Raw genomic sequence first — 24,885 nt, 5'->3', positions numbered from 1 at the left:
GCATGTCTCTCGAAGCAACCCCAGTCACCAAGGCCCCGGTCAATCCGCGCTCCCGAGTCGTCCTCGCCAGCCTCATCGGCACGACGATCGAGTTCTACGACTTCTACGTCTACGCGACGGCCGCCGTCCTCGTCTTCCCGCACCTCTTCTTCCCGAGTGAGGACCCGACCGCGGGTCTCCTCGCCTCCTTCGCCGTGTTCGGCGCCGCGATGGTGGCCCGGCCCGTCGGTGCCGTCATCTTCGGGCACCTCGGCGACAAGCGCGGTCGGAAGGCGACCCTCGTCGGTGCCCTCCTCACCATGGGGATCGCGACCTTCCTCATCGGCCTGCTGCCGACCTACCAGCTCGTCGGCTGGGTCGCCCCGCTGCTCCTCGTGATCCTCCGCATCGGTCAGGGCTTCGCGCTCGGCGGCGAATGGTCGGGAGCCGCCCTCGTGGCGACGGAGAACGCGCCGACCGGCAAGCGTGCCCTGTTCGGCACGTTCCCGCAGCTCGGTGCGCCGATCGGCTTCATCATCGCCAACGGACTCTTCCTGATCATCGCGGCGATCCTGCCGAGCGACGACCCGTCCATGCCGTCGGAGGCGTTCCTCGAGTGGGGCTGGCGCATCCCGTTCCTCTTCTCCGTCGTCATGGTCATCGTGGGGCTCTGGGTCCGACTCCGTCTCGTCGAGAGCAACGCCTTCACGAACGCGAAGGAGCAGGGCAAGGTGCAGCGGTCGCCGCTCGCGAGCGTCATCAAGCTGCACTGGCGCAAGCTGCTCCTCGGCACCTTCTTCATGCTCGCCACCTACGTCCTCTTCTACCTGATGACGACGTTCTCGCTGAGCTACGGCCGTGCGCCGCTCGACGCCCCGGTCGCGGGGCTCGGCTACAGCTACACGACCTTCGTGCTCATGCTCATCGCCGGCGTGGTCTTCTTCGGGATCTTCACGCTCGTGTCCGGCCCCTTCGCCGACAAGTACGGACGCCGCAAGACGCTCATCGTCGTGACGAGCGCGATCCTCGTCTTCGGGCTCGTCTGGGTCCCGCTGCTCGGCGCCGGGTTCACCGGGGTCATGATCTGGCTCATCATCGGATTCAGCCTCATGGGGTTCACCTTCGGACCGATGGGCGCCCTGCTGCCCGAACTGTTCCCCACGAACGTGCGGTACACCGGGTCGGGGATCTCCTACAACGTGTCGTCGATCCTCGGCGCGGCGGTCGCACCGTTCATCGCCGTCGCACTCTGGAGTGCCGGCGGCGGCAGCCCGTTCTGGGTCGGCGTCTACCTCTCGGCGATGGCCCTGATCACGCTCGTCGCCCTCATCGTCTCCAAGGAGACCAAGGACGTCGACATCGACGCCTGATCAAGGCGATCACCGAGGGCCGGTGCGTGGAGGACACCTCCGCGCGCCGGCCCTCGGTACGTGGGCACTCGGTGCGTCGGCTTCGGGCTCGGCGCGTGCGACCGTCGCCTAGAGTTGAACCACGGTGCGCCGTCGCCATGGACGTCTCGGAGCCGCGCACCGCACCTCGGAGGAAGAGCACCATGAGCACCCCAGCGCGCCCGGCACGCAGCCGAAACCCGTTCAGCCGACCGAAGGACGACGGTCCCCGCGCGAGCCTCAAGCAGCTCATGCCGTACATCTTCGAGCACCGCTCGATCCTCATCGTCGTCATCATCCTGAGCGTCATCGGAGCGGCCGCGTCGCTCGCCCAGCCGCTCATCGTCAGCCAGGTGATCGGGGTCGTCGAAGCGGGCCGGTCGCTCGGCAACCTGGCGTGGCTCCTCGTCGGGCTCGTCGTGGTCTCCGGCGTCATCAGCGGGTACCAGCACTACCTCCTGCAGCGCGCCGGCACCGGGGTCGTCTACTCCTCCCGACGCCAGCTGATCGCGCGCATCTTCCGGCTGCCGATCAGCCAGTTCGACACGCGCCGCACCGGCGACCTCGTCTCGCGGGTCGGCAGCGACACGACCATGCTCTACGCCGTCCTGACGCAGGGCTTCGTGGACGCCGTCGGCGGCGCCATCACCTTCCTCGGCGCGCTCATCGCCATGGCGATCATCGACCCCGTCCTGCTGGGTCTCACCCTCCTCGTCGTCATCGTCTCGGTCGTCGTGGTCGTCGCCCTGAGCGGACGCATCCGCGTCGCCAGCCGCGAGCAGCAGACCAAGGTGGGCGAGCTCGCCGCCGCGGTCGAGCGCGCCATCAGCTCCATCCGCACCATCCGGGCGTCCAACGCGACCGACCGCGAGATCGACGCGGTTGACGGCGTGGCCAAGGAGGTCTACGGCGTCGGCGTGCGGATCGCGAAGATCTCCTCGCTGGTCGTCCCGGTCGCCGGCATCGCCATGCAGACCTCGTTCCTGGTCGTCCTCGGCGTCGGTGGGTTCCGCGTCGCGTCCGGGGCCATCACCATCGCGAGTCTCGTCGCGTTCATCCTCTTCCTGTTCATGATGATCATGCCGCTCGGCCAGGCCTTCGGCGCGATCACGAGCGTCAACCAGGCGCTCGGAGCGCTCGGCCGGATCCAGGAGATCCTCGACCTGCCCGACGAGGGCGACGACGACGCAGCCATCGCCGCGCGGGTCGGACGTCCCGGGACCGCCTCGGCGTCCGCTCCGGCGATCGAGTTCGACGGCGTCGAGTTCGCCTACCCGGACGCGGCGGTCATCGAGCGCGAACGGGCCGCAGCGGAGGCGCTCGCGACCGAGGCCCTGAGTGAGGGCACCAGCGCGCCGGAAGTCGTCACCGCCGATGCCGCCCGACTCACCGAGGCGCAGTCCGCGCTCGGTCGTCAGGTCCTCCGTGGGGTGTCCTTCGCCGCGATGCAGGGCAGACGTACGGCGCTCGTCGGGCCGTCCGGCGCCGGCAAGAGCACCATCCTCGGGCTCATCGAACGCTTCTACGACCCGACGGCCGGTGCCATCCGCCTGGGCGGCGTGGACATCCGCACGATCCCCCGCGCCGACCTCCGGGACCAGATCGGATATGTGGAACAGGACGCCCCGGTCCTCGCCGGCACGCTGCGCGACAACCTGCTGCTGTCGTCACCGGATGCGAGTGACGCCGACTGCGAGCGCGTGCTGCACGCGGTCAACCTCGGTGGGGTCCTCGATCGCAACCCGCTCGGTCTCGCCGCCCCGGTCGGCGAGGACGGCATCATGTTGTCGGGTGGCGAGCGGCAACGCCTCGCCATCGCGCGCGCCATCCTCGCGGCTCCCCCGATCCTGTTGTTGGACGAGTCGACCTCGAGCCTCGACGGGGTCAACGAGCAGATGATGCGCGAGGCCATCGACGCGGTCGCGACGGGACGCACACTCATCGTCATCGCGCACCGGCTCTCGACCGTCGTCGACAGCGATCAGATCGTCGTCCTCGAGGAGGGTCGGGTGGTCGGCGTCGGCACCCACAGCGACCTCGTGACCGAGGTCCCGCTCTACCGCGAACTCGCCAAGCACCAGCTCCTCGTGTGACCCCGGTTCATTCGCCCATTTTTGGGCGAACGGGTGCTCCGTCGCCCAAAGATGGGCGAATGAACGGAGTCACGGGCGCCATCCTGCCGCGATGAGGCGCTCGCGCGCTCGGTCGATCGCGACGGCGGCACCCGCCTGCAGGTGATGTGCGAGGAAGCGGTCATGGGACCAGCCGAGTCTGGTGACGGCATGGATCCGGTCGACGTCCTTCGCGAACTGACCCGGGTCGGTGGCGTGCTGGCGCCCGTCGTACTCGAACGCTGCACGATACGCCGGGTAGGCGAGGTCGAGACGTGCGATGAATCGCCCCCGGCGATCGCGGAGTTCGTGGTTGAGCACCGGCTCCGGGAGGCCGGCACGAACGAAGGCGAGACGAAGTTCCGTCTCCTTCGGTGATTCGGAACCAGCGCGGATCTGCGGGAGCGCGGCACGGAGTGCCCCCGCGCCGAGATGCCGGGATCCGCTGAGCGCCGCTGCGAGGTCGTCGAGCGAGCAGAGTGGTGGAAGGCGCTGGTGGAGCCACCGGCCGGAGGCACCACGCTCACGGATCAGATGATCGCCGACTGCGACCAGCTCATCGATGTTGAGACTCGGTCCGAGCTGACACCACATGTCGGCGGGACTCACGACCGCGAGCCTCTCGACGAGGACCGGATCGCCGAAGAGGCCCGCCAAGCGATGGCCGACGACCCCGGCAACCCTGGGCGCTCGGTCTGGCGGCCGGACGCCGACATGCACCTCGTCCCAGCGCAACCGCGCCGGGAGCGGAGCCTCCAGGAGATGCGCGGCCGACAGGTGCGAGAAGAACTGCGCCGGTGCCATTCGCAGTGCGTATGCCCGACACAGCTCCAGGTGCGCGAGATGACGCTGTTCGGGAGGCAGGTCCGCGCCCCTGCGTGGTGCAGCGAAGCTCCGAACCCCCGGAAACGGTGCTGGAACACGCGTCGTGCGGAGGCGCTCCGGCGAGACGCCCTGCTCCAGCGCCGAGCGGACGGAGAAGGCGTGGTGATCGGGTAGATCGGTCGGCATCATGCTTCGATCGTCGCGCGATCGGTCGGTCCGTGACCGGCGCACCCTCCTCACGTCGACGAGCAGCCGCGATCTCCGGCCGGTGGAGCGCCCTCGTCGCCGGTTCGTTCGCCCCTCTTTGGGCGCACGAACCTCCATTCGCCCAAAACTGGGCGAATGGAGGACGAGGATCAGGACCGGAGGCGGTAGCGCAGGGCGGCGAGTTCCGCACGGAGGGCGGCCGGGACGCGGCTGCCGAAGGTGTCGAAGAAGGACTCGGTGAGGTCGCACTCGACGAGCCAGGACTCGCGATCGACGGCGAACAGGGCGTCGAGGTCGGCGTCCGGCACGTCGATGCCGTCGAGGTTCAGCTCGTCGAGGACCGGCAACCGGCCGATCGCCGACTCCCGTGCGTCGACCTCGTGCTCGAGCCGCCGCACGATCCACTCGATGACCCGCGAGTTCTCGCCAAAGCCCGGCCACAGGAAGGAGCCGTCGGCGTCCTTCCGGAACCAGTTGACCTGGAAGATCCGCGGCGCCTTGCCGTGCTCGAGTGCACCGCCGACCCGCAACCAGTGACTCCAGTAGTCCGCCATGTTGTAGCCGCAGAACGGGAGCATCGCGAAGGGGTCGCGACGGAGCTCCCCGACCGTGCCCTCGGCGGCGGCGGTCTGCTCGGAGGAGATCGTCGCACCCATGAACACGCCGTGCTCCCAGCTGCTGGCCTCGACCACGAGCGGAACGTTCGTGGCACGACGCCCGCCGAAGAGGATCGCGTCGAGCGGGACGCCGTCGGCCGCGTCCCAGTCGTCGGCGATCGACGGGCACTGTGCCGCCGCGACGGTGAACCGCGAGTTCGGGTGGGCCGCCGGGCGCCCCGACTCGGGCGTCCAGTCCTGCCCCTGCCAGTCGACGAGGTGGGCGGGGGGCTCGGGGGTCAGCCCCTCCCACCAGACGTCTCCGTCGTCGCGGAGCGCGACGTTGGTGAAGATCGTGTTGCCCCACAGGGTGTCGACGGCCGTCGCATTCGTGCCGGCGCCCGTGCCGGGTGCGACCCCGAAGAAGCCGGCCTCCGGGTTGATGGCGTACAGACGTCCGTCGTCGCCGGGCCGGATCCACGCGATGTCGTCGCCGAGGGTCTCGACCGTCCACCCGGGGATCGTCGGCCGCAGCATCGCGAGGTTGGTCTTGCCACAGGCCGAGGGGAACGCGGCGGCGATGTGGAACGCCCGGCCCTCCGGCGAGACGACCCGGACCAGCAGCATGTGCTCGGCCAACCAGCCCTCATCGCGTCCGATGACCGAGGCGATCCGCAGCGCGAAGCACTTCTTCGCGAGGAGTGCGTTACCGCCGTAGCCGGAACCGAACGACCACACTTCGCGCGTCTCCGGGAACTGGACGATGTACTTGGTGTCGTTGCACGGCCAGACCACGTCGGCCTGCCCCGCTTCGAGCGGAGCGCCGACCGAGTGGACGGTCCGGACCCACGGCTGTCCGTCGGCGATGAGCTCAAGGACGCGGTCGCCCATCCGCGTCATGATGCCCATGCTGAGGACCGCGTACGCCGAATCGGTGATCTGCACGCCGAGCTGCGAGAGCGGCCCGCCGACCGCGCCCATCGAGAACGGCACGACGTACATCGTGCGGCCGCGCATGCTGCCGGCGAAGACCCCGTGCAGTTCGTCGCGCATCACCGCGGGATCGCGCCAGTTGTTCGTCGGGCCGGCGTCCTCCTCCTGCTCGGAGCAGATGAAGGTGCGGTCCTCGACGCGCGCGACGTCGCGCGGATCGCTGCGGGCGAGGAAACTGTTCGGCCGCCACTCCGGGTTGAGCTTGATCAGCTTCCCCTCCTCGACGAGCTGGTGGGTGAGCCGGTGCGATTCGCTCGCGGAGCCGTCGACCCAGTGGATCGCGGACGGCTCCAGGAGGGCCGCCAGGTCGTCGACCCAGTCGTGCAGCTCGGCGAGGCCGCTCCGCTTCGGGCGCGGCACCGCTCGGAGCTCCGCGCGGGCGGCGGGAGCGGGTGCGGTGTCGGGAATCAGTTCTGCGATGGACATGCGTTCCTCCGGCGTTGGTGGGACGGTCAAGAAGTGGTCGTAGAGCCACCATGCGCCCGTTTCGGTCGATCTTCTCGGTATTGCACCCTTCAAGAATCACTGTTCTTTCGATACGGTGAAGGAATGACTCCGACTCCCGCATCGACCGCCGCCGCCGAACTCCTCACGCTCGGCCATCGGATCCGGCACTTCCGGACCCGGCGAGGCCTCACCCTCGACGACCTCGGCGAACGGGTCGGGCTGGCGGCGAGCCAGCTCTCCCTCATCGAGAACGGGAAGCGCGAGCCGAAGCTGTCGGTCCTGCAGGAGCTGACGACCGCGCTCGGGATCGACCTGACCGACCTCCTGTCGAAGGAGGCACCGAACCCCCGCGCAGCGCTGGAGATCGAGCTGGACCGCCTCCAGCGCAGTGCGCTCTACGGCGAGTTGACCCTGCCGATCGTCAAGCCGTCGAAGGGCATCCCGGACGAGGCCCTCCGCGCACTCGTGGGCCTGCACCGCGAACTGCAGCGGCATGCAAACGAGGCGATCGCGACCCCGGAGGAGGCACGGCGTGCCAACACCGAGTTGCGGGAGTGGATGCGGGAGCGCGACAACCACCTGCCCGAGATCGAGGAACTCGCGGAGTCGCGCGTGCTGCGCGCCGGGCACAGCACCGGCGCGCTCACCCACCGCACGGTGAGCATCATGGCGGAACAGCTCGGCTTCGACCTCATCTACGTCAACGACCTGCCGCACTCCGCCCGCAGCGTCACCGATCTCGAGAACGGGCGCATCTACCTGCCACCGGCGTCGATCCCCGGCGGGCACGGCCTGCGGTCCATGGCCCTGCAGGCGATGGCGCACCGCCTGCTCGGGCACCAGCGCCCGACGAGCTACGCGGAGTTCCTCCGGCAACGGCTCGAGATCAACTACTTCGCGGCGGCGGCGCTCATGCCGCAGACGGCCGCGGTCTCGTTCCTGCAGCAGGCCAAGCGCGACCGCAACCTGGCCGTCGAGGACTTCCGCGACGCCTTCGGGGTCACCCATGAGGCCGCGGCGCTGCGCCTGACCAACCTGGCGACCGCCCGACTCGACATGCGCCTGCACTTCCTGCGGGTTTCCGAGGACGGGGCGATCTCGAAGGCCTATGAGAACGATGCTCTGCCGCTGCCCGTCGACGTGACGGGCGCGGTGGAGGGCCAGATCGTGTGCCGGAAGTGGAGCGCGCGGAACGCCTTCGCGCGGACGAACCGCACCACGGAGCTCTACCAGTACACCGACACCCCGGCCGGTACCTTCTGGTGTGCGACGCAGACCGGCACGACCGAGGCCGGCGAGTTCTCGATCTCGGTCGGCGTGCCCTGGGGCGAGGCGAAGTGGTTCCGCGGACGGGAGACCACGACGCGTGCGGTCTCCACCTGCCCGGACCCGACCTGCTGCCGTCGACCACCGTCGGACCTCGCCGACAAGTGGCGGGAGCAGGCTTGGCCGAGCGCCCGGTTGCACACCCACATCCTCTCCCCACTGCCGAGCGGCACCTTCCCGGGCGTCGACGACTCCGAGGTCTACGACTTCCTCGAGCGTCACGCGGCGGGCTGATCGCTCGGCGCGGCTACGCCGACGCGTGTTCCCGGGGCGCTGCAGAACGCCCAGGCCGGGAGGTGCCCCTGGCGGATCAGCGACCCGACGGTCGCCGCCAGCGGGTGGTCCAGCTCCTCGTCGACCAGCTCTGCGAGGAAGGCGGTCGCGCGCGTGCTCTGGCCGAGCGCCCACGACAGCCAGGCGAGCATGGCGAGCGGCGCGACGCGTGCCGACTCCGACGCTCGCGCCGCGACGCCGAGGAGCAGGCTGCTCGCCGCCCGGATGCGCTGGATATCGGGATGCGGTCCGTCGCCGACCAGCAGGTGGGCGACCCGGTGGAACACCTCCGGGTCGTCCGTCCCGACCGGCAGATGCCCGTACGCGCGTTCGGCGTCGTCGAGTTCCTCACCCAGCTCGCGCCCGAACGCCCACTGCATGAGTGCGAGATCGCTCGCCCACGGGCGTGACAGGCTCAGCAACAGGAAGGCCACTTCCCGGGCGGTCATCCCCTCGACGCCGCGGGCGAGCGCGTCCTCGAAGACCGCAGGAAGGCCGTCGAGTCGTTCCACGGCGTCTCCGACGTCGATCCGCCAGGTCGTGCGGGCGCGATCGGCGGCCGCGTCGAGCATGGAGGCCAGTCGAGCGCAGAGCACCCGGTACTCGAGGTCGACGGCTGCGAACGTCGCCACGTCCACCGACGGGACCTCGGTCGTGACGAGCTCCCAGGGGAGCGGTGGGACCGGCGGGACCGCCGCCGAGGCCACGATCGCCGGCGGACGCCCTCCGGCGGGGAGTCCGGGGTCGAGGTAGGAGCCCCATCCGTCGGCGGCCGAGCAGAGGGCGTCTTTGACCGTGAACCCCTGCGCGCTCGCCAGCTCCAGGACGGCGTCGGCGATCGTCCTGCCCGGCGGCTCCGCCCCGGCTCCGAACGCGTCGTCCGTGTAGACCACGGGCACGATGGCGTCGACACCCGGAGCCCGGCAGGCGAACCCGAGGGCGCGCTCCGCGGCGGCGTCCGCCACCTGCCGGTCGACGTCCGTTCCGGCCGGCAGGTGCACCTGGAGTGCGCCGCGGCTGTAACGGCCCGCGAACAGGACGACGACGAGACTCGATCTCGGAGTGCTTCCGACGAGTCCGGGGATGAGGGCGAGGAGGTCTTCGGCCGCGTTGGCCTGCACGATGTGGTTCATGGAGCCAGCCTCCGTCGAACCCGGGTCCGACTGTCCGGCAGGCGTCACGGATGTGGAGCGGATGCTGTCGCTGCCGCACTGTGCAGCGCGGTCGCTGCGGAGTAGAGTGTGCTCGTCAGACTCCGCAGCACGGGGGTCGTTGCTCGAAAAAAGGGCGATAGCGCGGCCAGCACCGGCGAGACACACACGGAATCCCATCCGTCCACGTTCTCGAAGGTCTCCCATGTCCGAACACGCTTCGTCGACCGTTCCCACGTCGATCCGCTCCTCCACCGTCTCCGCCCGGGTGGCACAGGCACTCAGCCGCCATGTCTCCGAGGTGTTCGGTGTCATGGGCAACGGCAACGCGCATCTCCTCGACGCCCTCGCCGCTACCACGACCCGCTTCACCGCCATGCGCCACGAGGCCGGGGGCGTCGCCGCAGCCGACGCCTACGCCCGCGCGGGCGGCGGTCTCGCTGCCGCGACTGCGACCTACGGAGCCGGATTCACCAACACCCTGACGCCCCTCGCGGAGGCGGTGATGGCTCAGATCCCGCTGATCCTCGTCGTCGGTGACGCCCCGACCACCGGGGCCCGCCCCTGGGACGTCGACCAGTTCCAGATCGCCGCCGGGCTCGGTGCACCGACCTTCACCGTCGGTCGTGACGACGCCACCGCGACCACGCTCCGTGCCATCGAGCACGCCGTCCACCGCCGGACCGCGGTCGTGCTCGCGATCCCCTACGACCTCGCCGCCGTGGCGTCCGACGAGCCGCTGCGGGCGGACGGGACACCACACCACCCGGCGCTCGTCCGGCCCTCCCGCGTGGAGCCCGTCGCGAGGCGCCTGGACACCGCCGCCGCCGCTCTGCGCAGCGCACACCGTCCGCTCATCCTGGCCGGGCGTGGAGCCTGGCTGGCCGACGCCGGACCCGTCCTCGGCGAGCTCGCCGAGCGGCTCGACGCCCACACCGCGACCACGGCGCTCGGACGCGGGCTCTTCGGTTCCAGCCCCCGTGATCTCGGGGTGGCCGGCGGCTTCGCGACGGAGCACGCCGCGAGGCGCATCGCCGAAGCAGACGTCGTGCTCGTCGTCGGCGCCGGCCTCAACCAGTTCACGATGCGGTTCGGCGAGGCCTTCGCCCACGATGCGCACGTCATCCAGGTCGACCTCGCCGACGCCCCGACGAATGCCAGGGTCGACGAGCTCATCCACGGTGACGCGGCCCTCGCAGCCGCAGGTCTCCTGGAACGGCTCGCCGACGGCGTGGGGTCCGGATGGGTCGCGTCGGCCGGTCCCGCCCGCCCCGCACCGCACCTCGACCGCGATTTGGGTGACGGCTCGTCCGGGGACGGACTGTGCGCCGACGGGCGCCTCGACCCACGCAGCCTCGCGCACCGACTCAATGAGCTGCTCCCGGCCGACCGCACGGTCGTGCAGGACGGTGGTCACTTCATCGGCTGGGCGCCGATGTACCTCGACATCCCCTCCCCCGACCGCCTCGTCATGGTCGGGACGGCGTACCAGTCGATCGGACTCGGGTTCCCGAGCGCCGTCGGTGCCTCGGTGGCCGGGCACACGGGCACAACCGTCCTCTGCACCGGCGACGGCGGCGGCCTCATGGCACTCCCCGACCTCGACACCGTCATCCGCACGGTGCCGAGCGGCGTGATCGTGGTCTTCAACGACGCCGCCTACGGAGCCGAGGTGCACCAGTACGGCTCGCGTGGACTCGACCAGACCCCGATGCTCATCGACGAGGTCGACTTCGCCGCCCTCGCGCGGGCCTTGGGGGGCCAGGGCGTGACGATCGACACGCTCGCGGACCTCGACGGACTCACCGACTGGGTCCACGCCGGGGCGCAGGGCGTCCTCCTGCTCGACTGCCGCATCTCCACGAGCGTCGTCGCCCCGTACCTCTCCGAGATGATGCAGCAGGGACCACGGCCGGTCGCCGTCGACTGAGCCTGCGCGGCGTCACCGCGGGTATCGTTGACGAGTGCTTCCTCAGCCTGCCCCGACCGCACCCATCTACGTCATGTCGACGGACGGCATCCGGATCGCGACGTACCTCCACGAACCGGCTCCGGGCACAGGCGACCTCGGCACGATCGTCGCGGTGCACGGCTTCGCCTCGAGCGCCGGACTCAACTGGGACCTCGCCGGGTGGACACGCACGCTGACGCGCGCCGGATACCGCCTGCTGACCCTCGATCAACGCGGTCACGGAGCCTCCGACAAACCGACGGATCCCGCCGCGTACCGACTCGACATCCTCGTCGACGACGTCCTGTCCGTCCTCGACGGCTACGGCGTCGACGAGCCGCACTATCTCGGGTACTCGCTGGGCTCCCGGGTGGGCTGGCGGTTGGGTGTCCGGCACCCCGACCGCGTGCGCTCCCTCAGCCTCGGCGGCCTCCCCGAGGGCGACTCGCTCCGCGACTTCGACCTGGAGGCGGCCCGTCACCACGTGAGGACCGGGACGACGATCACGCACGCCCTCACGGACACGTACGTGACGATGGCCGAGGGTGTCCCGGGCAACGACGTGGAGGCACTCATCGCCCTGGTGGACGGCCTGCGCGGAGGGCCACAGCCGAGCACGGCCGAGGTGCCACCGCCGCCGATGTTGCTCGTGACCGGAGACGACGATGCGGTCGCCGCCGGGAGTCGGCGGCTCGCCGAAGCCGCCGGTGCCCGCTACGTGGGGCTGCCCGGCCGCGAGCACTTCAACGCGGTCTCGTCGCGGGCGTTCAAGGACGCCGTGCTGGCGTTCCTCGCTGAGCAGGGGTAGCTGTCCGGGGTCAAGGTACTCGATGCGGAGAACCTGCCCGCGGGCACTTCGACAAGCTCAGTGACCGGAAGGAGTCCTCCCTCGTCCGCCTCGGTCAGGCCGCGTGCCGGTGCTCGACACGACCCTTCGCGAGCTTCGACGGCCACCAGATGGCGCTCCCGATGTCGTGGCTGAGGGCGGGGACGAGCAGCGTCCGGACGATGATCGTGTCGAGGAGCACCCCGAACGCCACGATGAACGCGATCTGCGCGAGGAACAGGATCGGAATGACGCCCAGCGCCGCGAACGTGGCCGCGAGCACGAGTCCGGCCGAGGTGATCACGCCACCCGTGATCGCCAGCCCCCGCAGCACGCCGGCCCTCGTTCCGACCCGCAGCGACTCCTCGCGGACCCTCGTCATGAGGAAGATGTTGTAGTCGATCCCGAGCGCCACGAGGAAGACGAAGCCGTAGAGCGGCACACTCGGGTCCGCGCCCGGGAACCCGAGCACGTGGTTGAACACGAGCGCGGACACCCCGAGAGCCGCCCCGAAGGACACCACCACGCTGAGGATCAGCAGGACCGGGGCGAGCACCGAGCGGAGCAGCAGCATGAGGATGAGGAGGATGACGGCGAGCACCACGGGGATGATGAGGTTCCGGTCGTGGATGGACGCGTCGTTCGAGTCGATGGCGGTCGCCGTGACGCCGCCGACCGGCGTGTGGGTGCCGACCTCGGCGTCGAGGGTCGAGCGCAGTTGTCGCACGCTCTCCTCCGCCGTCGTCGAGTCCGGTGCCGCGTCGAGCGTCGCCTGGAGCAGGATGCGGCCGTCGTCGACCGTCGGTTCGGCGGACGCCACCGGGGTCCCCGGGGGTCCCGCGGCGGGAGCCGTGAACACCGCCTCCCCGTCGCTCACCGTCGCGTCCGCGGTGCCGGTCGCGGAGTCGCTCGACAGCACCTGGACGCTGTCGAGACCGTCGGCCTCCTCGAGGATGCCGATGACCTGCGCGGCATCACCCTCCTGCGTGAGGACGTACACGGGGCTCGCCGAGCCGGCCGGGAAGTGCTCGCCGAGCGCGGCCTGACCGTCACGGGCCTCGGACGTGCCGAGGATGAGGTCGCTCTGGGCGACGCCGTCCGCCTTGAGCTGGAAGACCCCGAGGCTCGCGACCAGGAGGAGCAGGGTGCTCCCGATCCAGACGACGCGGGCGTGGCGGGAGATGAGGCGGGCGATCCCACCCCACAGACCGGTGGTCGGCACGGCGGAGTCGTCGGTCGACGAGGCGCGCACACGGTGCTCGCTCCCGACCTTCGGGCGCAGCGGCCAGAACGAGGTGCGACCGCAGGCCAGCAGGAGCGCGGGCAGGAAGGTGAGCGCCGCGAGGACCGAGAAGACGATCCCGATCGAGGCGACCGGCCCGAGCGCCTTGTTCGAGTTCAGGTCGCTGAGCAGCAGGCAGAGCAGTCCGGCGATGACGGTGCCGCCCGACGCGACGATCGGCTCGAACGATCCACGGAGCGCCGCCCACGTCGCATCCCACCGCCGCTCGTGGTCGCGGAGCGCCTCCCGGTACCGCGAGACGTAGAGCAGCGAGTAGTCGGTCGCCGCACCGATCACGAGGATGAAAAGGATGCCCTGCACCTGGCCGTTCAGCAGGACGACGCCGGCCTTCGCGAGCCACCACACGGTGAGGAGTGCGGTGCAGAGGGCGAACAGCGAGGTGCCGAGCACGAGGAACGGGAGGACCGGCGAGCGGTACACGACGATGAGGATGAGGAAGACGGCGCCGAGCGCGGTCAGGAGGAGGATGCCGTCGATGCCGGCGAAGGCGTCGGTGAGGTCGGCGGTGAACCCTGCCGGGCCGGTGACGAAGACGTCGAGGCCGGCCGGGGCAGCTTCGGCGAGCTGCGCACGGAGGGCCTCGACGACGTCGCCGACCTCCGCGTCACCGCTGATCGGGACGAAGACCTCGATCGCGTCGCCGTCCTCGGAGGGGATGGCCGGAGAGACGCCGTCAGCGACGCCCTCGGTGGAGGACAGGGCTGAGAGCTCGTCGTCGATCGCCGCCCGGTCCTCGTCGGTGATCCCGCCGTCGCGGACGAACAGCACGAGGGCCGGGATGTCGTCACCCTCCCGGAACCCGTCGAGTGCCGTCTGCACCTCGGTCGCGTCCGCGCTCGCTGGGAGGAAGCTCGTCTGGTCGTTGGTCGCGACCTCGCTCACCTTCCCGAAGTACGGACCGCCGACACCGGCGGCCGTGAGCCAGAGGAGGATGAGGACCGCGGGGAGCACGACCCGCAGCCACCGCGGCGCACCCGCCCGATCCCGCTGCTGCGTCCGGGTGTCCGCGTCCGTCTGCGTTCCGCCGTGTCGTCCGTGCGTCATGCGCGCGCCCCGTTCTCGCCCTGCTCGAAATAATATGCAGCTAGCTTACTATCTGCGACGGGCGGCCGGGGACGGAGTTCAGGCCGGGACGACGACTCCCCCGGCTTCGGTGATCTCGGCGAGCGCCGCATCCCCGGCGGCCCGGTCGACGGGCGCGACGAGTCCTGCGAGGACGCGGACCTGCAGGCCGTGCTCGATGGCGTCGAGCGCACTGCGGCGGACGCAGTAGTCGGTCGCGAGACCCACGACGTCGACCTCCGTGATGCCGGCATCCGTGAGGACCTCGTCGAGGCTCCGACCCTCCGGCGTCACGCCCTCGAAGATCGAGTATCCGTGGGCGCCCTGGCCCTTGCGGATGTGGGTGTCGACGCTCTTGGTGTCGAGCGCGTGGTGGTACTCGGCGCCTGCACTCCCCGCGACGCAGTGCACCGGCCAGTTCGTCTCGTAGTCGGGCTTACCCGTCGCGAAGTGACCGTCGTTGTCGCCCTCGGCGTCGTGCCAGTCGCGTGAGGCGAACACGTGCGCGTACTCGTCCCCGTGCTCGGTCAACAGTTGCGTGACCCCCGCGGCGACGGCCTCGCCGCCGTCCACGCCGAGCGCACCGCCCTCGGTGAAGTCGTTCTGTACGTCGATGATGAAGAGCGCGCGCGCCACGATGCCTCCGGGTTGTCGTCGTCCCGCCTCGGTGGAGGTGGGTTCCATCGAGGGTAACGCCGGGGAACCGACCGGGTCAGGTGGTTGCGCCGTCGTGGTTCAGAGCCGACGTGCGCGCTCCTTGCGGCGGTCGAAGAACTGGAGACCGATGTTCACACCCATGACGACGGTGCCGAGGAGCATGGACACGAGCCCGGCGATCCGGAACCCGACCGGCAGCTCGAGGAGCAGCGCGAAGACGACCCCGAGCACGATGAGCGCGGCACCCGCGGAGAACAACACCAGATACTTCATGCCCCCAACGGTACCGGCTGGACGACGACCCCGGGACGGGACCGCGACCTAGGCTGGAGCCATGACCCGTCTTCCCCGTCGCGCGCACCTGCTCATCGCGGCGGGCGCCGCCCTCCTGCTCGCGGTCACCGCCGCCGGCTGCTCCACCTTCCCGAGCGGTGCGAGCTCCGACACCGGACCGACCCACTCAGCGGGCGGGTTCCCTACGGACGTCGTCTTCGACTACCAGCTGGGTGGCGGCTACGAGCCGGCGGCCGGCGTGGGCGGCGTCGCCCGCGACAGCACCGACTCCCCCGACCCCGACCGGTACTCCATCTGCTACGTCAACGGGTTCCAGAGCCAGCCGGCCGATCGCGAGGCCTGGCTGGCCGAGCCGGACCTCGTCCTCACCGACGACGCCGGTGAACCGGTCATCGACGAGAACTGGCCCGACGAACTCATCTTCGACCTCTCCACCGACGACCGTCGCGCACGGATCGCCGAGCGGGTCGGCGCGAGCATCACCCGCTGCGCGGAGGCCGGCTTCGACGCCGTCGAGATCGACAACCTCGACTCGTACACCCGGTCCGACGGTCGACTCACCGTTGAGGACGCGATCGCCCTCGCCACCCGGTACGCCGACCTCGCCCACGACGCGGGTCTCCTCATCGGGCAGAAGAACGCCGCCGAGCTCGGCACGCGAGGTCGGGACGACGTCGGGTTCGACTTCGCCGTCGCGGAGGAGTGCCACCGCTTCGACGAGTGCGCCACCTACACCGAGGTGTACGGAGGCGCCGTGCTGGACATCGAGTACACCGACGACCTGCGCGGCACCTTCGACGAGGTGTGCGCCGATCCGCAGGTCCCCTTCTCAACGATCCTGCGCGACCGCGACCTCCGGACGGCCGACGACCCCGCCCACGTCTTCGACGCCTGCGCTCGGTAGGCACCGGCAGGAGATCCGCTCCGGGGCAGGAGGTTCCAAGGCGAAGCGTCCTGCTGCGGGGCGGACCCCCGGCGCCCAGGCATGTCCAGCAGGTGTCGGTAGCGTGGAGGCATGATCCGGACCCACGACGCATGAACCTGGAGCAATTGGAAGCGGTCGTCGCGGTCGTCGACTACGGCTCGTACGCCGCAGCGGCCGACGTCCTCCGGATCTCGCAGCCCTCGCTCACGAGACGCATCCAACGCTGCGAGACGGACCTCGGGCTCGCGCTCTTCACACGGGTCGGTCGGCGCATGCAGGTCACCGACGCCGGACGGTCCGTGCTCGGCCCGGCGAGGCGGATGCTCCAGGAGGCGAACGGGCTCCGTGCACTCGCCGACGCCCAGCAGGCGCTCACCGCCGGCACGCTCCGGATCGGTGCGCTCCCCTCGCTCGTCGCGACCCACGTCCCGGAGCTCGTCGCCCGGTTCCACGCCGCGCACCCCGACGTCCGCATCGAGGTCACGGGCGCCGTCGACTCCGCCGAACTGCTCGACGCCATCGACCTCGGGCGCATCGACCTCGGTGTGGCCGATGTGGCCACCGCCGGCCCCGGTGTCGAGGTGCGGCTCCTGGAGGAACAGCGGTTCGCGATCGTCCTCCCCGGCCTCAGGACCGTCGCCGAGCGCGAGGCCGAGCACACGCCGCCGACCATCACCGGCGACGAGCTGGCTGCCCACACCCTGGTGACCCTTCCGCGCGGGACGTCGATGCGCGCCGTGACCGACGAGGCCTACGCCCGCTTCGGCGTGCAGCCACCGCGGGTCATCGTGACCACCCAGCGCGACGCGCTCACCCGGTTCGCGACCGCCGGCGTCGGGCTGACCGTGGTCCCCGAGCGGCTCGCCGACTGGGCGGCGGCGAACGGCGCCCGGGTCCGCCGGTTCCCGACACCGGTCACGAGGAGCATCGGCCTGCTCGTGCGCCACGACAGCGTCGGGACCCCCGCCGTGAGTGCCTTCCTCCGCTTGGCGGAGCGGGTCCCACCCGGGGACTGACGACGCCCCGGGTCAGCCGCAGAGGTCCGCGGCGGCGTTGCGGGACTCGACCTCGACGGGCGCGGGCGCGGCAGGAGGGGTCAGTGAGGCGAAGTCGTCGCCGATGACGAGCACGACGTCCTCCTCGTCCGGCCCCGGTTCGCCGCTCACGACGACCGTGATCCCCAACTCCTGGGCGAGGGAGGCGGCCGTCGCCCGGGCCGCGTCCGAGTCGCGCGCGAGCAGGACCGTGACCGGGGTGTCCGTCTCCGCGTCGCCGATCGACGCGACGGTGTAGCCGAGGGCGGTCAGTCGGTCGGCCGTCGCCGTCGCGACCCCGTTCGTCTGCGAGCCGTTGAGGACGCTGACCGCTTCGACCCGCACCGGTTCGACCGGGGCGACCGGCTCGGCGGGGGACGCGTCAGCGGTTCCCGCGATCGGCACCGGGACATCGGTGGCGAGGCTCGAGAAGACGATCGCGGCGTCATCACTCGGGACGACCCGGTTGGCGTCCGACGGCGCCTCGGTCCACGGCATCGTCAGGAAGGTGATGGCCGAGGCCGGCACCTGCGAGACCCGGTGCGCGAGCGAGGTCAGGCTCGCGAGGTCGCCGAGCGCGGTGTCGACGGTGAGCGATGAGGTGACCGCGTCCAGGAAGCGGATGAGGCGGTCCGGCCGGGTGAGCACCTCGGCACTCAGCGCCCGCTGCACGATCGCGGACATCACCATCTGCTGGTTGCCGAGGCGCGAGATGTCGCTGCCGTCACCCACCGCGTGCCGGGTACGGGCGAGCGCGAGCGCCTGCGTCCCGTCGATGACCTGCGCTCCGGCGGGCAACGCGAGGTTCGAATAGGGGTCCTCCATGTCCGACGGCAGACACACCGCCAGCCCGTCCATGCCGTTGACGATCGCCTGGAAGCCGCTGAAGTCGAGCTCGACGAAGTGGTCGATCGGCACACCGGTCATCGCCTGCACCGCGGCGACTGAACAGGCGGCCCCCGAGTTCAACGCCGCGTTCACCATCCCGTAGTCGTCGGGCGTCCCCCGCCCGGTGTCCGTGCACATCGACAGGTCGGTCAGCGTGTCACGTGGGATCTGCATCGCGTCGATCCGGGTGTTGCCCTCGGAGACGTGCACGAGCACCATCGCGTCGCTGCGCTTGGTGCCGGTGTCCTCGCCGTAGTCGCCGACCGCGAGGTCACGACTGTCGGAGCCGAGGAGGAGGACGTTGATCGCCGGGTCCGGTGCGCCCGGCTGCGCGGGCTCGGTCGAACGTCCGGTCGGGGCGGCGATGGCCTCGGAGCTGAGGTTGCCCTGCAGGCGCAGCGCGAGCGCACCGACACCCCCGAGGAGCGCGAGCACGAGGCCGCCTGCGATGCCGACGATGAGGCGCCGACGGCGGACCCGTGCGCTCACCCCACCGCCGTGACGGCGAGCGTGGGCGGCACGTGGGCGGACGGGTGCCTCGGGGAGATCGGGTCTGCGCATCGTCCCAGTGCACCAAGCGTCGAAGCGGCGGACAAGCAGCCTGCCCGGTGCGACTCATACGCGGCGCGCATGCGTCGGAGGATCAGCTCACGGGCGAGGCGACCTCCGAGCCACGCAGTCCGGGCACCGCACGATTGCCGAACTGGCCGGTTTGACGACCAGGATGAGCGTCGTCGCTGCGAGGAGGATCCAGCCCGGCCAGCCGAGCAGGGTGCCGAACACACTGCCGGTGTCCTGCATCGACGTCGGGCTGGCGAAGAGCAGCAGCGCCCCGACGGCGGCGTTCACCGCGCCGTGGGCGATCACCGCCGGCCAGACCGAGGCGGAGCGGAGCCGCAACCAGCCGATGAGGACGCCGAGCAGCATGCACCAGCCCACCATCAGGAGCAGGCCGAGGACGTCGGTCCGCTGGTAGTTGTAGCCGAGGAGGATGAGCGGTGCGTGCCACACGCCCCAGATCGCCCCGGACAGCAGGAGGGCGGGCCAGGTGCCGAGCGGCAGGAGGTTCGGCAGCAACCAGCCGCGCCAGCCGAGTTCCTCCCCGAACGCGGACAGCGATGCCACCAGGACGCCGAGGGGCAGGGTGAGGAGCTGGACCAGGGCGACCGTGGTGAGGTCGTCCCGCCCGAGCTCGCCGGCGCCCGAGGCGGTCATGATGGCGGCGAGACCGGACAGGCCGACGAGGTCGAGCTCGATGAGCCCCATGGCCTGCCCGAGCAGCATGGAACAGAACGCGAGGACCGGGAAACCGACGAGCGCCGCCGCGCAGAGCCCTAGGGTCCGGCCGAGGGGACGCAGCGGCGCGAGTCCGAGCAGCCGCGGGATGCTCCTCGGGCGGGCGACGAACAGCACCACGACGAGCGCGGCGATGGTCGGGGTGTACATCATGCCGAGGGCGATGAGCTGGAACCAGGGGTTCGCGAGTCCTTCACCGGACAGCCACAGCGGTGCGGCGATGAGCCAGGCGAGGCCGACGGCGAGCACGGTGAAGACCGTGACGGCGACCCACGGGACCCTGGCGGGCAGGATCGGGGCCAGCTCGCGGTTGCGCCGGCGCTGGCGGTCCGCCGCCGACTCCGGCTGCTGCGCGAGCACGGCCCGCCCGGCGGCACCGATCACCGGGCCCGCGGTCGGTGCTGGTGCTGGTGCCGGCGATCCGTCGGCGAGCGGCGTCCGGATCGGTCCAGGCGCGGGCTGTCCGATCGGCGCCCAGCCGCCCTCGGTCGGTGTGTCGTCCGGTCGCTGCATGTGATCCCCCGTGGTCGCGAACAGCTTCCCACGCTACGGAGCGACGGCGCGGGGCGCATCCGCCGCCCGGGGGATCACGCGGTGAGGTGACAGCCGCAGGACTCCCGCAGGAGGAGACCGACGGGGACGACGGTGCTGCGCTCGTGCTCGCCGTCCGCGTCACCGAAGCGGGCGAGCGCCCGGGTGGCGGCCAAGCGGCCGAGGCGTGCCGGGTCCTGTTCGATGACGCTGACGGCCGGATCGAGCTGGTCGGCCATCGGGAAGTCGCCGAAGCCGAGCGAGGCGATCCCGCGTGAGCGCAGCGCTGGGACGAGCGCCATCGTCACCCGCGCGTTCGCCGAGAACAGGGCCGTCGGCGGGGAGGCGAGGGCGAGGAGACCGTCGACCACGGCGGCAGCCGGTTCGCGATCCGTCGCGTCGAGGCTGACGAGGGCGTCGTCGAGGTCGATCCCGCTCTCGGCGAGCGCCGAACGGTAGCCCTCGAGCCGGCGACGGGTGCTCGGCGGGTGTGCCGAGTCGGCGATGAAGGCAACGCGGGTGTGCCCGTGCTCGAGCAGGTGCCTCGTCGCGAGGTAGGCGCCGCGGTGGTCGTCCTCGACGAAGCTGTCGGCGTCGAGTCCACCGGGGGCGCGGTCGACGAACACGATGGGCGTGTGCTCGGCCCACGGCGCGAGCCACGACTGGTCCTCCGCGACAGGCGCGAGGACGAGCCCCATGAGCTGTGACCGGAGCAGCGAGTCGAGCACGGCACGCTCGCGCGCCGGGTCGTCGCCGATGCTCGTGACGAGGGTGGTGATGCCCGAGACCGAACAGACCTCCTCGACGGCGCGGACGACCGCGGCGAAGAAGGGGTCGACGACGTCCGGGACCGCGACGCCGACAGAGGAGGACCGCCCGGCGCGGAAGGTGCGCGCCAGGACGTTCGGGACGTAGTTCAGCTCCCGCATGGCCGATTCGACCCGCGACCGCGTCTCCGGGAGCACGTGCGGGTCGTCGTTGAACACGCGGGAGACCGTCTTCGAGCTCACTCCGGCGAGGGACGCCACGTCCTGCATCGTGGCCATGGCTGCTCCTCGGGTGGTTCCACCTGCGTGGCGTGGTCGGATCGGGCTGGTTCGCGGGCGGCGACCGAGGACGCCGCCCGCGATCCGTCAGCGACCGGCGAGCGCGGTCTCGATGACCTGCTCGAGCTCACGGAGGCGAGGCAGCGCACGGTTCGTGAGCAGTTCCTCACGCTTCGCCGACGAGATCGAAAGGCTATCCTTCCACAGCGAACGACCGGCCATCGCGCCGCCGGCACCGTTCTCGACCGCGGTGCGGACCTGGCCGACGAAGGTCTCGTGGTCGACGCCGGCGGAGAGCACGGCCCACGGCACACCGGCGGCGGCCTCGGTCACGGCTGCGGCGGCCTCGGCGGAGCCCGGGTACTGGAGCTTCAGGACCTTGGAACCGGCGGCGACGGAGATCTCCGCGGCGCCGCGCACGAGCTCGGGGAAGATCTCGGCGTAGGCCTCGTCGCTCTCGCCGTCGAGCTGGTAGACGAGGATCTCGACGATGAGTAGCACGCCCTCGGCGGTGCACTCCTCCACGAGGCGGGCGATCTCGTCGATGACGACCTGCTCGGCCTCCCGCTGGTCGGAGCGCAGGTAGAAGAGCATCTTGGCGGCGTCGCCACCGAGTTCGCGGACCCGACGGGCGTCCATGCCGGGGACGTACTTCGTCCGGCGCAGACCGTTCTCGGTGTCGAAGCCCGAGGAATCCATGCCGACGACGAGACCGGTCGTGCGGGAGAGGGTGCGCTCGTCGACGACGAGCGGGAGGGCGACCTCCGGGTCGAGGAGGATGGCCGGTGCGTGGTTGCCGAGGAACCGGACGAGGTCGCTCTTGGCCTCGGCGAGTTCGTCACGGCTGATGCCGGCCGCGCCGTTCGGGGCGTCGGTCATGACGGCCTTCATGCCGTTGCGCTGGTCGCCGGCGACGATGAGCATGCCGCCGCCCGGGGTGCTGATCGTGGCCATGGCGCGGCGTTCGAGCGTCGTCAGCTCGTTGGTCCTGGTGGCTACTGCGTTCATGAGGTGCTCCTTGTGCTTCGGATGGGGTCTGATCCCGGCAGCGGTCGCGCCGGGGAGGATCGGTCTGGGTCGTCGGGTGGTCGGTCGGTCAGGGATGTGATCGGGAGGTGGCTGGTTCGAGGAGGGCCCCGGCGAAGACGGCTGCGCCGTATGCCGTGTCCTGGGACCGGTGCGACACCTGCACACCGGGCAGGACGGCCGCTCGGGCGCGTTGCACGGACCGCATGCTCGCCCAGCCGCCGGTGAGCAGCGCCGAGGTGGCCGGCGCGACCTCGCGGTCCATCGCCGCGATGAGCACGGCGAGTTCGTCGTTGCCGTGCCGGAGCACCGCTTCGAAGACCTCTGCCGGTCCCGCGCCGTCGGCGCGGACCGTGAGCTTGAGGACGCCGTCGTCGTTCCGGGCGCCCGCGACCGAGATGTCGCCGTCACCGAGCAGCCCGCCCGCCGGAAGCGCCATGACCTCGTCGTCCAGGCGGTCGCGCCCTGCGCGGTCGGTCACCCCGACGAGCTGGAGGGTGCGACGCATGAGCAGGCCGGTCTTGACACCGGCGACGAGCACCCAGGTACCCGGCACGACGTGACGGACGCAGTTGATGAACACCTCGGCGAGGCGCTCCCGGGCGGCGAACGGGAGTGGTTCGTCGAGGCGTCGCAGCAGGACCTCGGCCGTGCCCATCGACACGTGGTACCGCTCGGCGGGGAACGAGCCGGTGGAGACGGCCGACACGAGGTGGTCGTGGCCGGCGACGGTCAGGGCCGCACCGGAGAAGACCGGCGGCACCCACGGGCTGCTCGCGGCGCCGAGCGGGGCACCGGCGTCGGTGAACGGCGGGAGGAACGACGCGTCGACGCCGAGGTGGTCGAGCAGTTCGGGCCACGGCTCACCCGTGTCCTGGTCGAGCAGGCCGGTGCGCGACGAGAGCGAGTACTCGGCGGCCTCCTCGCCGCCGAGCGCCGAGACGAGGTACTCCGGCAGGTTGAGCCAGCGCGTTCCGGCGAGGTCGAGTCCGGCGTCACGGAGGTGGAGGAGCTTGATGACCGAGACCTGCACGCCGAGCGGCAGGCCGGTCCGACCGGCGAACTGCTCGGCGATCTCGGCCGGGAGGGCCGCGAGCTGTTCGGCGCCGCGCGGATCGAACCAGGCGATGGCGGGCGCGACGGGCCGGCCGACGGCGTCGAGGACGATCCCGGACTCCCCCATGCCGGAGACGGCGAGGGCCCGGACCCGCGCGGCCGGCCCGAACCGGTCGACGAGTTCTGCACCGACGTGGTCGAGGAGCTCCCGGACGGTGGCGATGAGGGATGCCGCCTCCATCACGGTCGTGCCGCCTGGACCGGCGAGCCACGGGGTGGGCAGCTGGTGGATGAGGACCTCGGCGCCGTCGGCGTCGGTCACGAGGATCTTGACGCCGGTGCTGCCGAGGTCGAGGCCGGCGACGAGTCGATCCGAGGCCACGGAGGTGACGGCGGTCGAGTCGAGGTTCGCAGCAGGGTGCACGGCGGTGTCCGTTCAGGTTCCGACGTCCGTGTCGGCTTCCGACGATGACTCCATGTCATCGATGTCATGGCGAGCATACCTCGTTCATGTCATCGATGACATACCCCAGCATGAATTCTTCGGAAACCGGGTACCTGACGGTGGCGGAGGCCGGTGGGCTCAGTCGCCGAAGTCGTCCACCGCCGGCTCGAACACGATCTCGAGGTCGACTTCGAACGACTCCCCGGGCTCCACGATCCGGCCCGCCTTCCCGCGATCCGGACCGGCCGCGTGACTCGGCCAGCAGGTGCCGGGTTCGATGCCGAGGGCGTACGACCCCGCGGCCGTGCTCCGCCACACCGTGAGGAACGGCAACTGCTCCGGCCGGAACCGGACCGTGACCGTGCCTGCCTCGCCCGACAGGGTCGCGATGGACCAGCCGTCGGGCCCGGCGACCGCGTCGAGGGCGTCGACCTGCTCGTCGGCAGCCGGTTCGGGCTCGCCGATCACCCGCCGCCAGCCACCGGCGTCCGGGCGTTCGGACCCCGCCCCGCCGGGGACGTCGGCCTCGGCCGCCACGACGGCACCGCCGTGCAGCACCGGCCAGCCGAGGTTCACGTGGTAGAGCAGGCGCACCGGCTCGGCGACGAACCCCTCGTTCCGGACGACGTCGTGCAGACGGATTCGCGCGACGCCGACCTCGGCTCGGATGCTGCGGGTCACCGTGAGGTTCTGCTGGAAGACGGCGCCCTCGCGGAGCAGACCGTCGACGAGGAGCTCGTACCGGCCCGCCGCGGTCCATCGCCCCTCGCGGCGGGTGAGGGTCGCCGGGATGCGATGCGCCCGACCGTGCATCCCACCGTCCGCCTCCGCGGCCACACCGACCGCGGTGAGCCCGCAGGTCGTCAGCAGACCGCCCTGCCAGCGACGGGCCCAGCTCTCGGCCTGCGGAGCGGTCGTCGGCGCGACGAAGGACACGACCTCGCCGTTCCAGGAGGCCTCGCCGAGGTCGAGGAACTGGTCGACCTCGACCGCGACCTCGAGTCCGCCGAGGTGGCGCAGTTCGATCTGGCGCCGGCCCGTCGCCGGCCCGTCGTCGACGCGGACCGCACGCGGAGCCCACGCACGCTCGACGGCACCGGATCGGGCTTCGACGAAGCGTCGACGCCGGGCGCCCCACACGGCGTCGCGGTCGGCCTGGTCGTCAGGCGTCTGTTCGGGCGGCGTCGTCGTCATGGCGGGTCCTCGGGTCGGTGCGGTCGGTGCGGTCGGGTCGAATGGTTCGGCGGGT

The 24,885-nt window shown here is 71.1% G+C and carries 19 protein-coding genes; 7 read left to right on the top strand and 12 right to left on the bottom strand.

Annotated elements, in window-relative coordinates; translation table 11 throughout:
* Window positions 1-2 precede the first annotated feature (2 nt).
* Window positions 3-1,349 carry an MFS transporter gene (locus IFU11_RS06185; protein ID WP_137243440.1) on the top strand — a complete coding sequence of 449 codons (1,347 nt, stop codon included), beginning with the start codon at window positions 3-5 and terminating at the stop codon, window positions 1,347-1,349.
* 182 nt (window positions 1,350-1,531) lie between these two features.
* Window positions 1,532-3,460, top strand: coding sequence for an ABC transporter ATP-binding protein (locus IFU11_RS06180; protein ID WP_192018481.1), 1,929 nt, complete (start codon window positions 1,532-1,534; stop codon window positions 3,458-3,460).
* A 69-nt stretch (window positions 3,461-3,529) separates the two neighbouring features.
* Here IFU11_RS06180 and IFU11_RS06175 read toward each other — a convergent pair whose 3' ends face one another.
* Both IFU11_RS06175 and IFU11_RS06170 read right to left on the bottom strand, forming a co-directional pair.
* Window positions 3,530-4,282 carry a hypothetical protein gene (locus IFU11_RS06175; protein ID WP_192018480.1) on the bottom strand — a complete coding sequence of 251 codons (753 nt, stop codon included), beginning with the start codon at window positions 4,280-4,282 and terminating at the stop codon, window positions 3,530-3,532.
* 377 nt (window positions 4,283-4,659) lie between these two features.
* Entirely contained in the window at window positions 4,660-6,525 is a 1,866-nt protein-coding gene (locus IFU11_RS06170) for a phosphoenolpyruvate carboxykinase (GTP) (protein ID WP_192018479.1), read from the bottom strand.
* A gap of 123 nt (window positions 6,526-6,648) precedes the next feature.
* Between IFU11_RS06170 and IFU11_RS06165 the strand changes: the two genes are divergently transcribed.
* Complete coding sequence (locus tag IFU11_RS06165; RefSeq protein ID WP_191941499.1) at window positions 6,649-8,106, top strand: helix-turn-helix transcriptional regulator; 1,458 nt, start codon at window positions 6,649-6,651, stop codon at window positions 8,104-8,106.
* Here the strand turns inward: IFU11_RS06165 and IFU11_RS06160 are convergent.
* Window positions 8,091-9,278, bottom strand: coding sequence for a DUF4192 family protein (locus IFU11_RS06160; protein WP_191941500.1), 1,188 nt, complete (start codon window positions 9,276-9,278; stop codon window positions 8,091-8,093). The genes IFU11_RS06165 and IFU11_RS06160 overlap by 16 nt on opposite strands.
* Window positions 9,279-9,501: 223 nt before the next feature.
* Here IFU11_RS06160 and IFU11_RS06155 point away from each other — a divergent pair, with 223 nt between their 5' ends.
* Complete coding sequence (locus IFU11_RS06155; protein WP_191941501.1) at window positions 9,502-11,226, top strand: thiamine pyrophosphate-binding protein; 1,725 nt, start codon at window positions 9,502-9,504, stop codon at window positions 11,224-11,226.
* Between the two features lie 34 nt (window positions 11,227-11,260).
* Complete coding sequence (locus IFU11_RS06150) at window positions 11,261-12,055, top strand: alpha/beta fold hydrolase (protein WP_371742728.1); 795 nt, start codon at window positions 11,261-11,263, stop codon at window positions 12,053-12,055.
* A 94-nt stretch (window positions 12,056-12,149) separates the two neighbouring features.
* On the opposite strand, the gene IFU11_RS06145 is transcribed toward IFU11_RS06150, so the two are convergent.
* The 3 genes from IFU11_RS06145 to IFU11_RS06135 form a co-directional block, all read right to left on the bottom strand.
* Window positions 12,150-14,420, bottom strand: a complete 2,271-nt coding sequence (locus tag IFU11_RS06145) for an MMPL family transporter (protein WP_192018478.1) — start codon at window positions 14,418-14,420, stop codon at window positions 12,150-12,152.
* 78 nt (window positions 14,421-14,498) lie between these two features.
* Window positions 14,499-15,074 carry an isochorismatase family protein gene (locus IFU11_RS06140; protein ID WP_371742743.1) on the bottom strand — a complete coding sequence of 192 codons (576 nt, stop codon included), beginning with the start codon at window positions 15,072-15,074 and terminating at the stop codon, window positions 14,499-14,501.
* Window positions 15,075-15,173: 99 nt separating this feature from the next.
* A complete protein-coding gene (locus tag IFU11_RS06135; protein WP_191941504.1) occupies window positions 15,174-15,368 on the bottom strand; it encodes a hypothetical protein in 195 nt (64 codons plus the stop codon).
* Between the two features lie 61 nt (window positions 15,369-15,429).
* Here IFU11_RS06135 and IFU11_RS06130 point away from each other — a divergent pair, with 61 nt between their 5' ends.
* Window positions 15,430-16,293, top strand: coding sequence for an endo alpha-1,4 polygalactosaminidase (locus IFU11_RS06130; protein ID WP_192018476.1), 864 nt, complete (start codon window positions 15,430-15,432; stop codon window positions 16,291-16,293).
* A 131-nt stretch (window positions 16,294-16,424) separates the two neighbouring features.
* On the top strand, window positions 16,425-17,330 hold the full coding sequence (locus IFU11_RS06125) for a LysR family transcriptional regulator (protein WP_192018475.1): 906 nt from the start codon (window positions 16,425-16,427) through the stop codon (window positions 17,328-17,330).
* A 12-nt stretch (window positions 17,331-17,342) separates the two neighbouring features.
* Here the strand turns inward: IFU11_RS06125 and IFU11_RS06120 are convergent, their stop codons facing one another.
* From IFU11_RS06120 to IFU11_RS06095, 6 genes are all read right to left on the bottom strand, one after another.
* A complete protein-coding gene (locus tag IFU11_RS06120; RefSeq protein ID WP_192018474.1) occupies window positions 17,343-18,797 on the bottom strand; it encodes an LCP family protein in 1,455 nt (484 codons plus the stop codon).
* 87 nt (window positions 18,798-18,884) lie between these two features.
* Window positions 18,885-20,045 carry a CPBP family intramembrane glutamic endopeptidase gene (locus IFU11_RS06115; protein WP_192018473.1) on the bottom strand — a complete coding sequence of 387 codons (1,161 nt, stop codon included), beginning with the start codon at window positions 20,043-20,045 and terminating at the stop codon, window positions 18,885-18,887.
* A gap of 74 nt (window positions 20,046-20,119) precedes the next feature.
* Window positions 20,120-21,109, bottom strand: coding sequence for a LacI family DNA-binding transcriptional regulator (locus IFU11_RS06110; protein ID WP_191941509.1), 990 nt, complete (start codon window positions 21,107-21,109; stop codon window positions 20,120-20,122).
* A gap of 87 nt (window positions 21,110-21,196) precedes the next feature.
* Entirely contained in the window at window positions 21,197-22,117 is a 921-nt protein-coding gene (locus IFU11_RS06105) for a hypothetical protein (RefSeq protein ID WP_197479028.1), read from the bottom strand.
* A gap of 88 nt (window positions 22,118-22,205) precedes the next feature.
* The gene (locus tag IFU11_RS06100) at window positions 22,206-23,615 is read right to left on the bottom strand and encodes an FGGY-family carbohydrate kinase (protein ID WP_199862188.1); all 1,410 of its coding nucleotides are present in this window, start codon (window positions 23,613-23,615) and stop codon (window positions 22,206-22,208) included.
* Between the two features lie 159 nt (window positions 23,616-23,774).
* Window positions 23,775-24,830, bottom strand: coding sequence for a DUF4432 family protein (locus tag IFU11_RS06095; RefSeq protein ID WP_192018472.1), 1,056 nt, complete (start codon window positions 24,828-24,830; stop codon window positions 23,775-23,777).
* Window positions 24,831-24,885 lie beyond the last annotated feature (55 nt).

This window comes from Plantibacter sp. CFBP 8804, from assembly GCF_014841225.1.
In the GTDB taxonomy this organism is placed as follows: Bacteria; Actinomycetota; Actinomycetes; order Actinomycetales; family Microbacteriaceae; genus Plantibacter; species Plantibacter auratus.
The sequence above is the reverse complement of the archived record's forward strand: the minus strand, read 5'-3'. Positions and strand labels throughout refer to the sequence as shown.

Excerpts from the sequence above, each read along its gene's own strand:
- IFU11_RS06185 (WP_137243440.1), top strand. The coding sequence starts at position 3 with ATGTCTCTCGAAGCAACCCCAGTCACCAAGGCCCCGGTCAATCCGCGC.
- IFU11_RS06180 (WP_192018481.1), top strand. The coding sequence starts at position 1,532 with ATGAGCACCCCAGCGCGCCCGGCACGCAGCCGAAACCCGTTCAGCCGA.
- IFU11_RS06175 (WP_192018480.1), bottom strand. The coding sequence starts at position 4,282 with ATGGCACCGGCGCAGTTCTTCTCGCACCTGTCGGCCGCGCATCTCCTG.
- IFU11_RS06170 (WP_192018479.1), bottom strand. The coding sequence starts at position 6,525 with ATGTCCATCGCAGAACTGATTCCCGACACCGCACCCGCTCCCGCCGCC.
- IFU11_RS06165 (WP_191941499.1), top strand. The coding sequence starts at position 6,649 with ATGACTCCGACTCCCGCATCGACCGCCGCCGCCGAACTCCTCACGCTC.
- IFU11_RS06160 (WP_191941500.1), bottom strand. The coding sequence starts at position 9,278 with ATGAACCACATCGTGCAGGCCAACGCGGCCGAAGACCTCCTCGCCCTC.
- IFU11_RS06155 (WP_191941501.1), top strand. The coding sequence starts at position 9,502 with ATGTCCGAACACGCTTCGTCGACCGTTCCCACGTCGATCCGCTCCTCC.
- IFU11_RS06145 (WP_192018478.1), bottom strand. The coding sequence starts at position 14,420 with ATGACGCACGGACGACACGGCGGAACGCAGACGGACGCGGACACCCGG.
- IFU11_RS06135 (WP_191941504.1), bottom strand. The coding sequence starts at position 15,368 with ATGAAGTATCTGGTGTTGTTCTCCGCGGGTGCCGCGCTCATCGTGCTC.
- IFU11_RS06130 (WP_192018476.1), top strand. The coding sequence starts at position 15,430 with ATGACCCGTCTTCCCCGTCGCGCGCACCTGCTCATCGCGGCGGGCGCC.
- IFU11_RS06125 (WP_192018475.1), top strand. The coding sequence starts at position 16,425 with ATGAACCTGGAGCAATTGGAAGCGGTCGTCGCGGTCGTCGACTACGGC.
- IFU11_RS06120 (WP_192018474.1), bottom strand. The coding sequence starts at position 18,797 with ATGCGCAGACCCGATCTCCCCGAGGCACCCGTCCGCCCACGTGCCGCC.
- IFU11_RS06115 (WP_192018473.1), bottom strand. The coding sequence starts at position 20,045 with ATGCAGCGACCGGACGACACACCGACCGAGGGCGGCTGGGCGCCGATC.
- IFU11_RS06110 (WP_191941509.1), bottom strand. The coding sequence starts at position 21,109 with ATGGCCACGATGCAGGACGTGGCGTCCCTCGCCGGAGTGAGCTCGAAG.
- IFU11_RS06105 (WP_197479028.1), bottom strand. The coding sequence starts at position 22,117 with ATGAACGCAGTAGCCACCAGGACCAACGAGCTGACGACGCTCGAACGC.
- IFU11_RS06095 (WP_192018472.1), bottom strand. The coding sequence starts at position 24,830 with ATGACGACGACGCCGCCCGAACAGACGCCTGACGACCAGGCCGACCGC.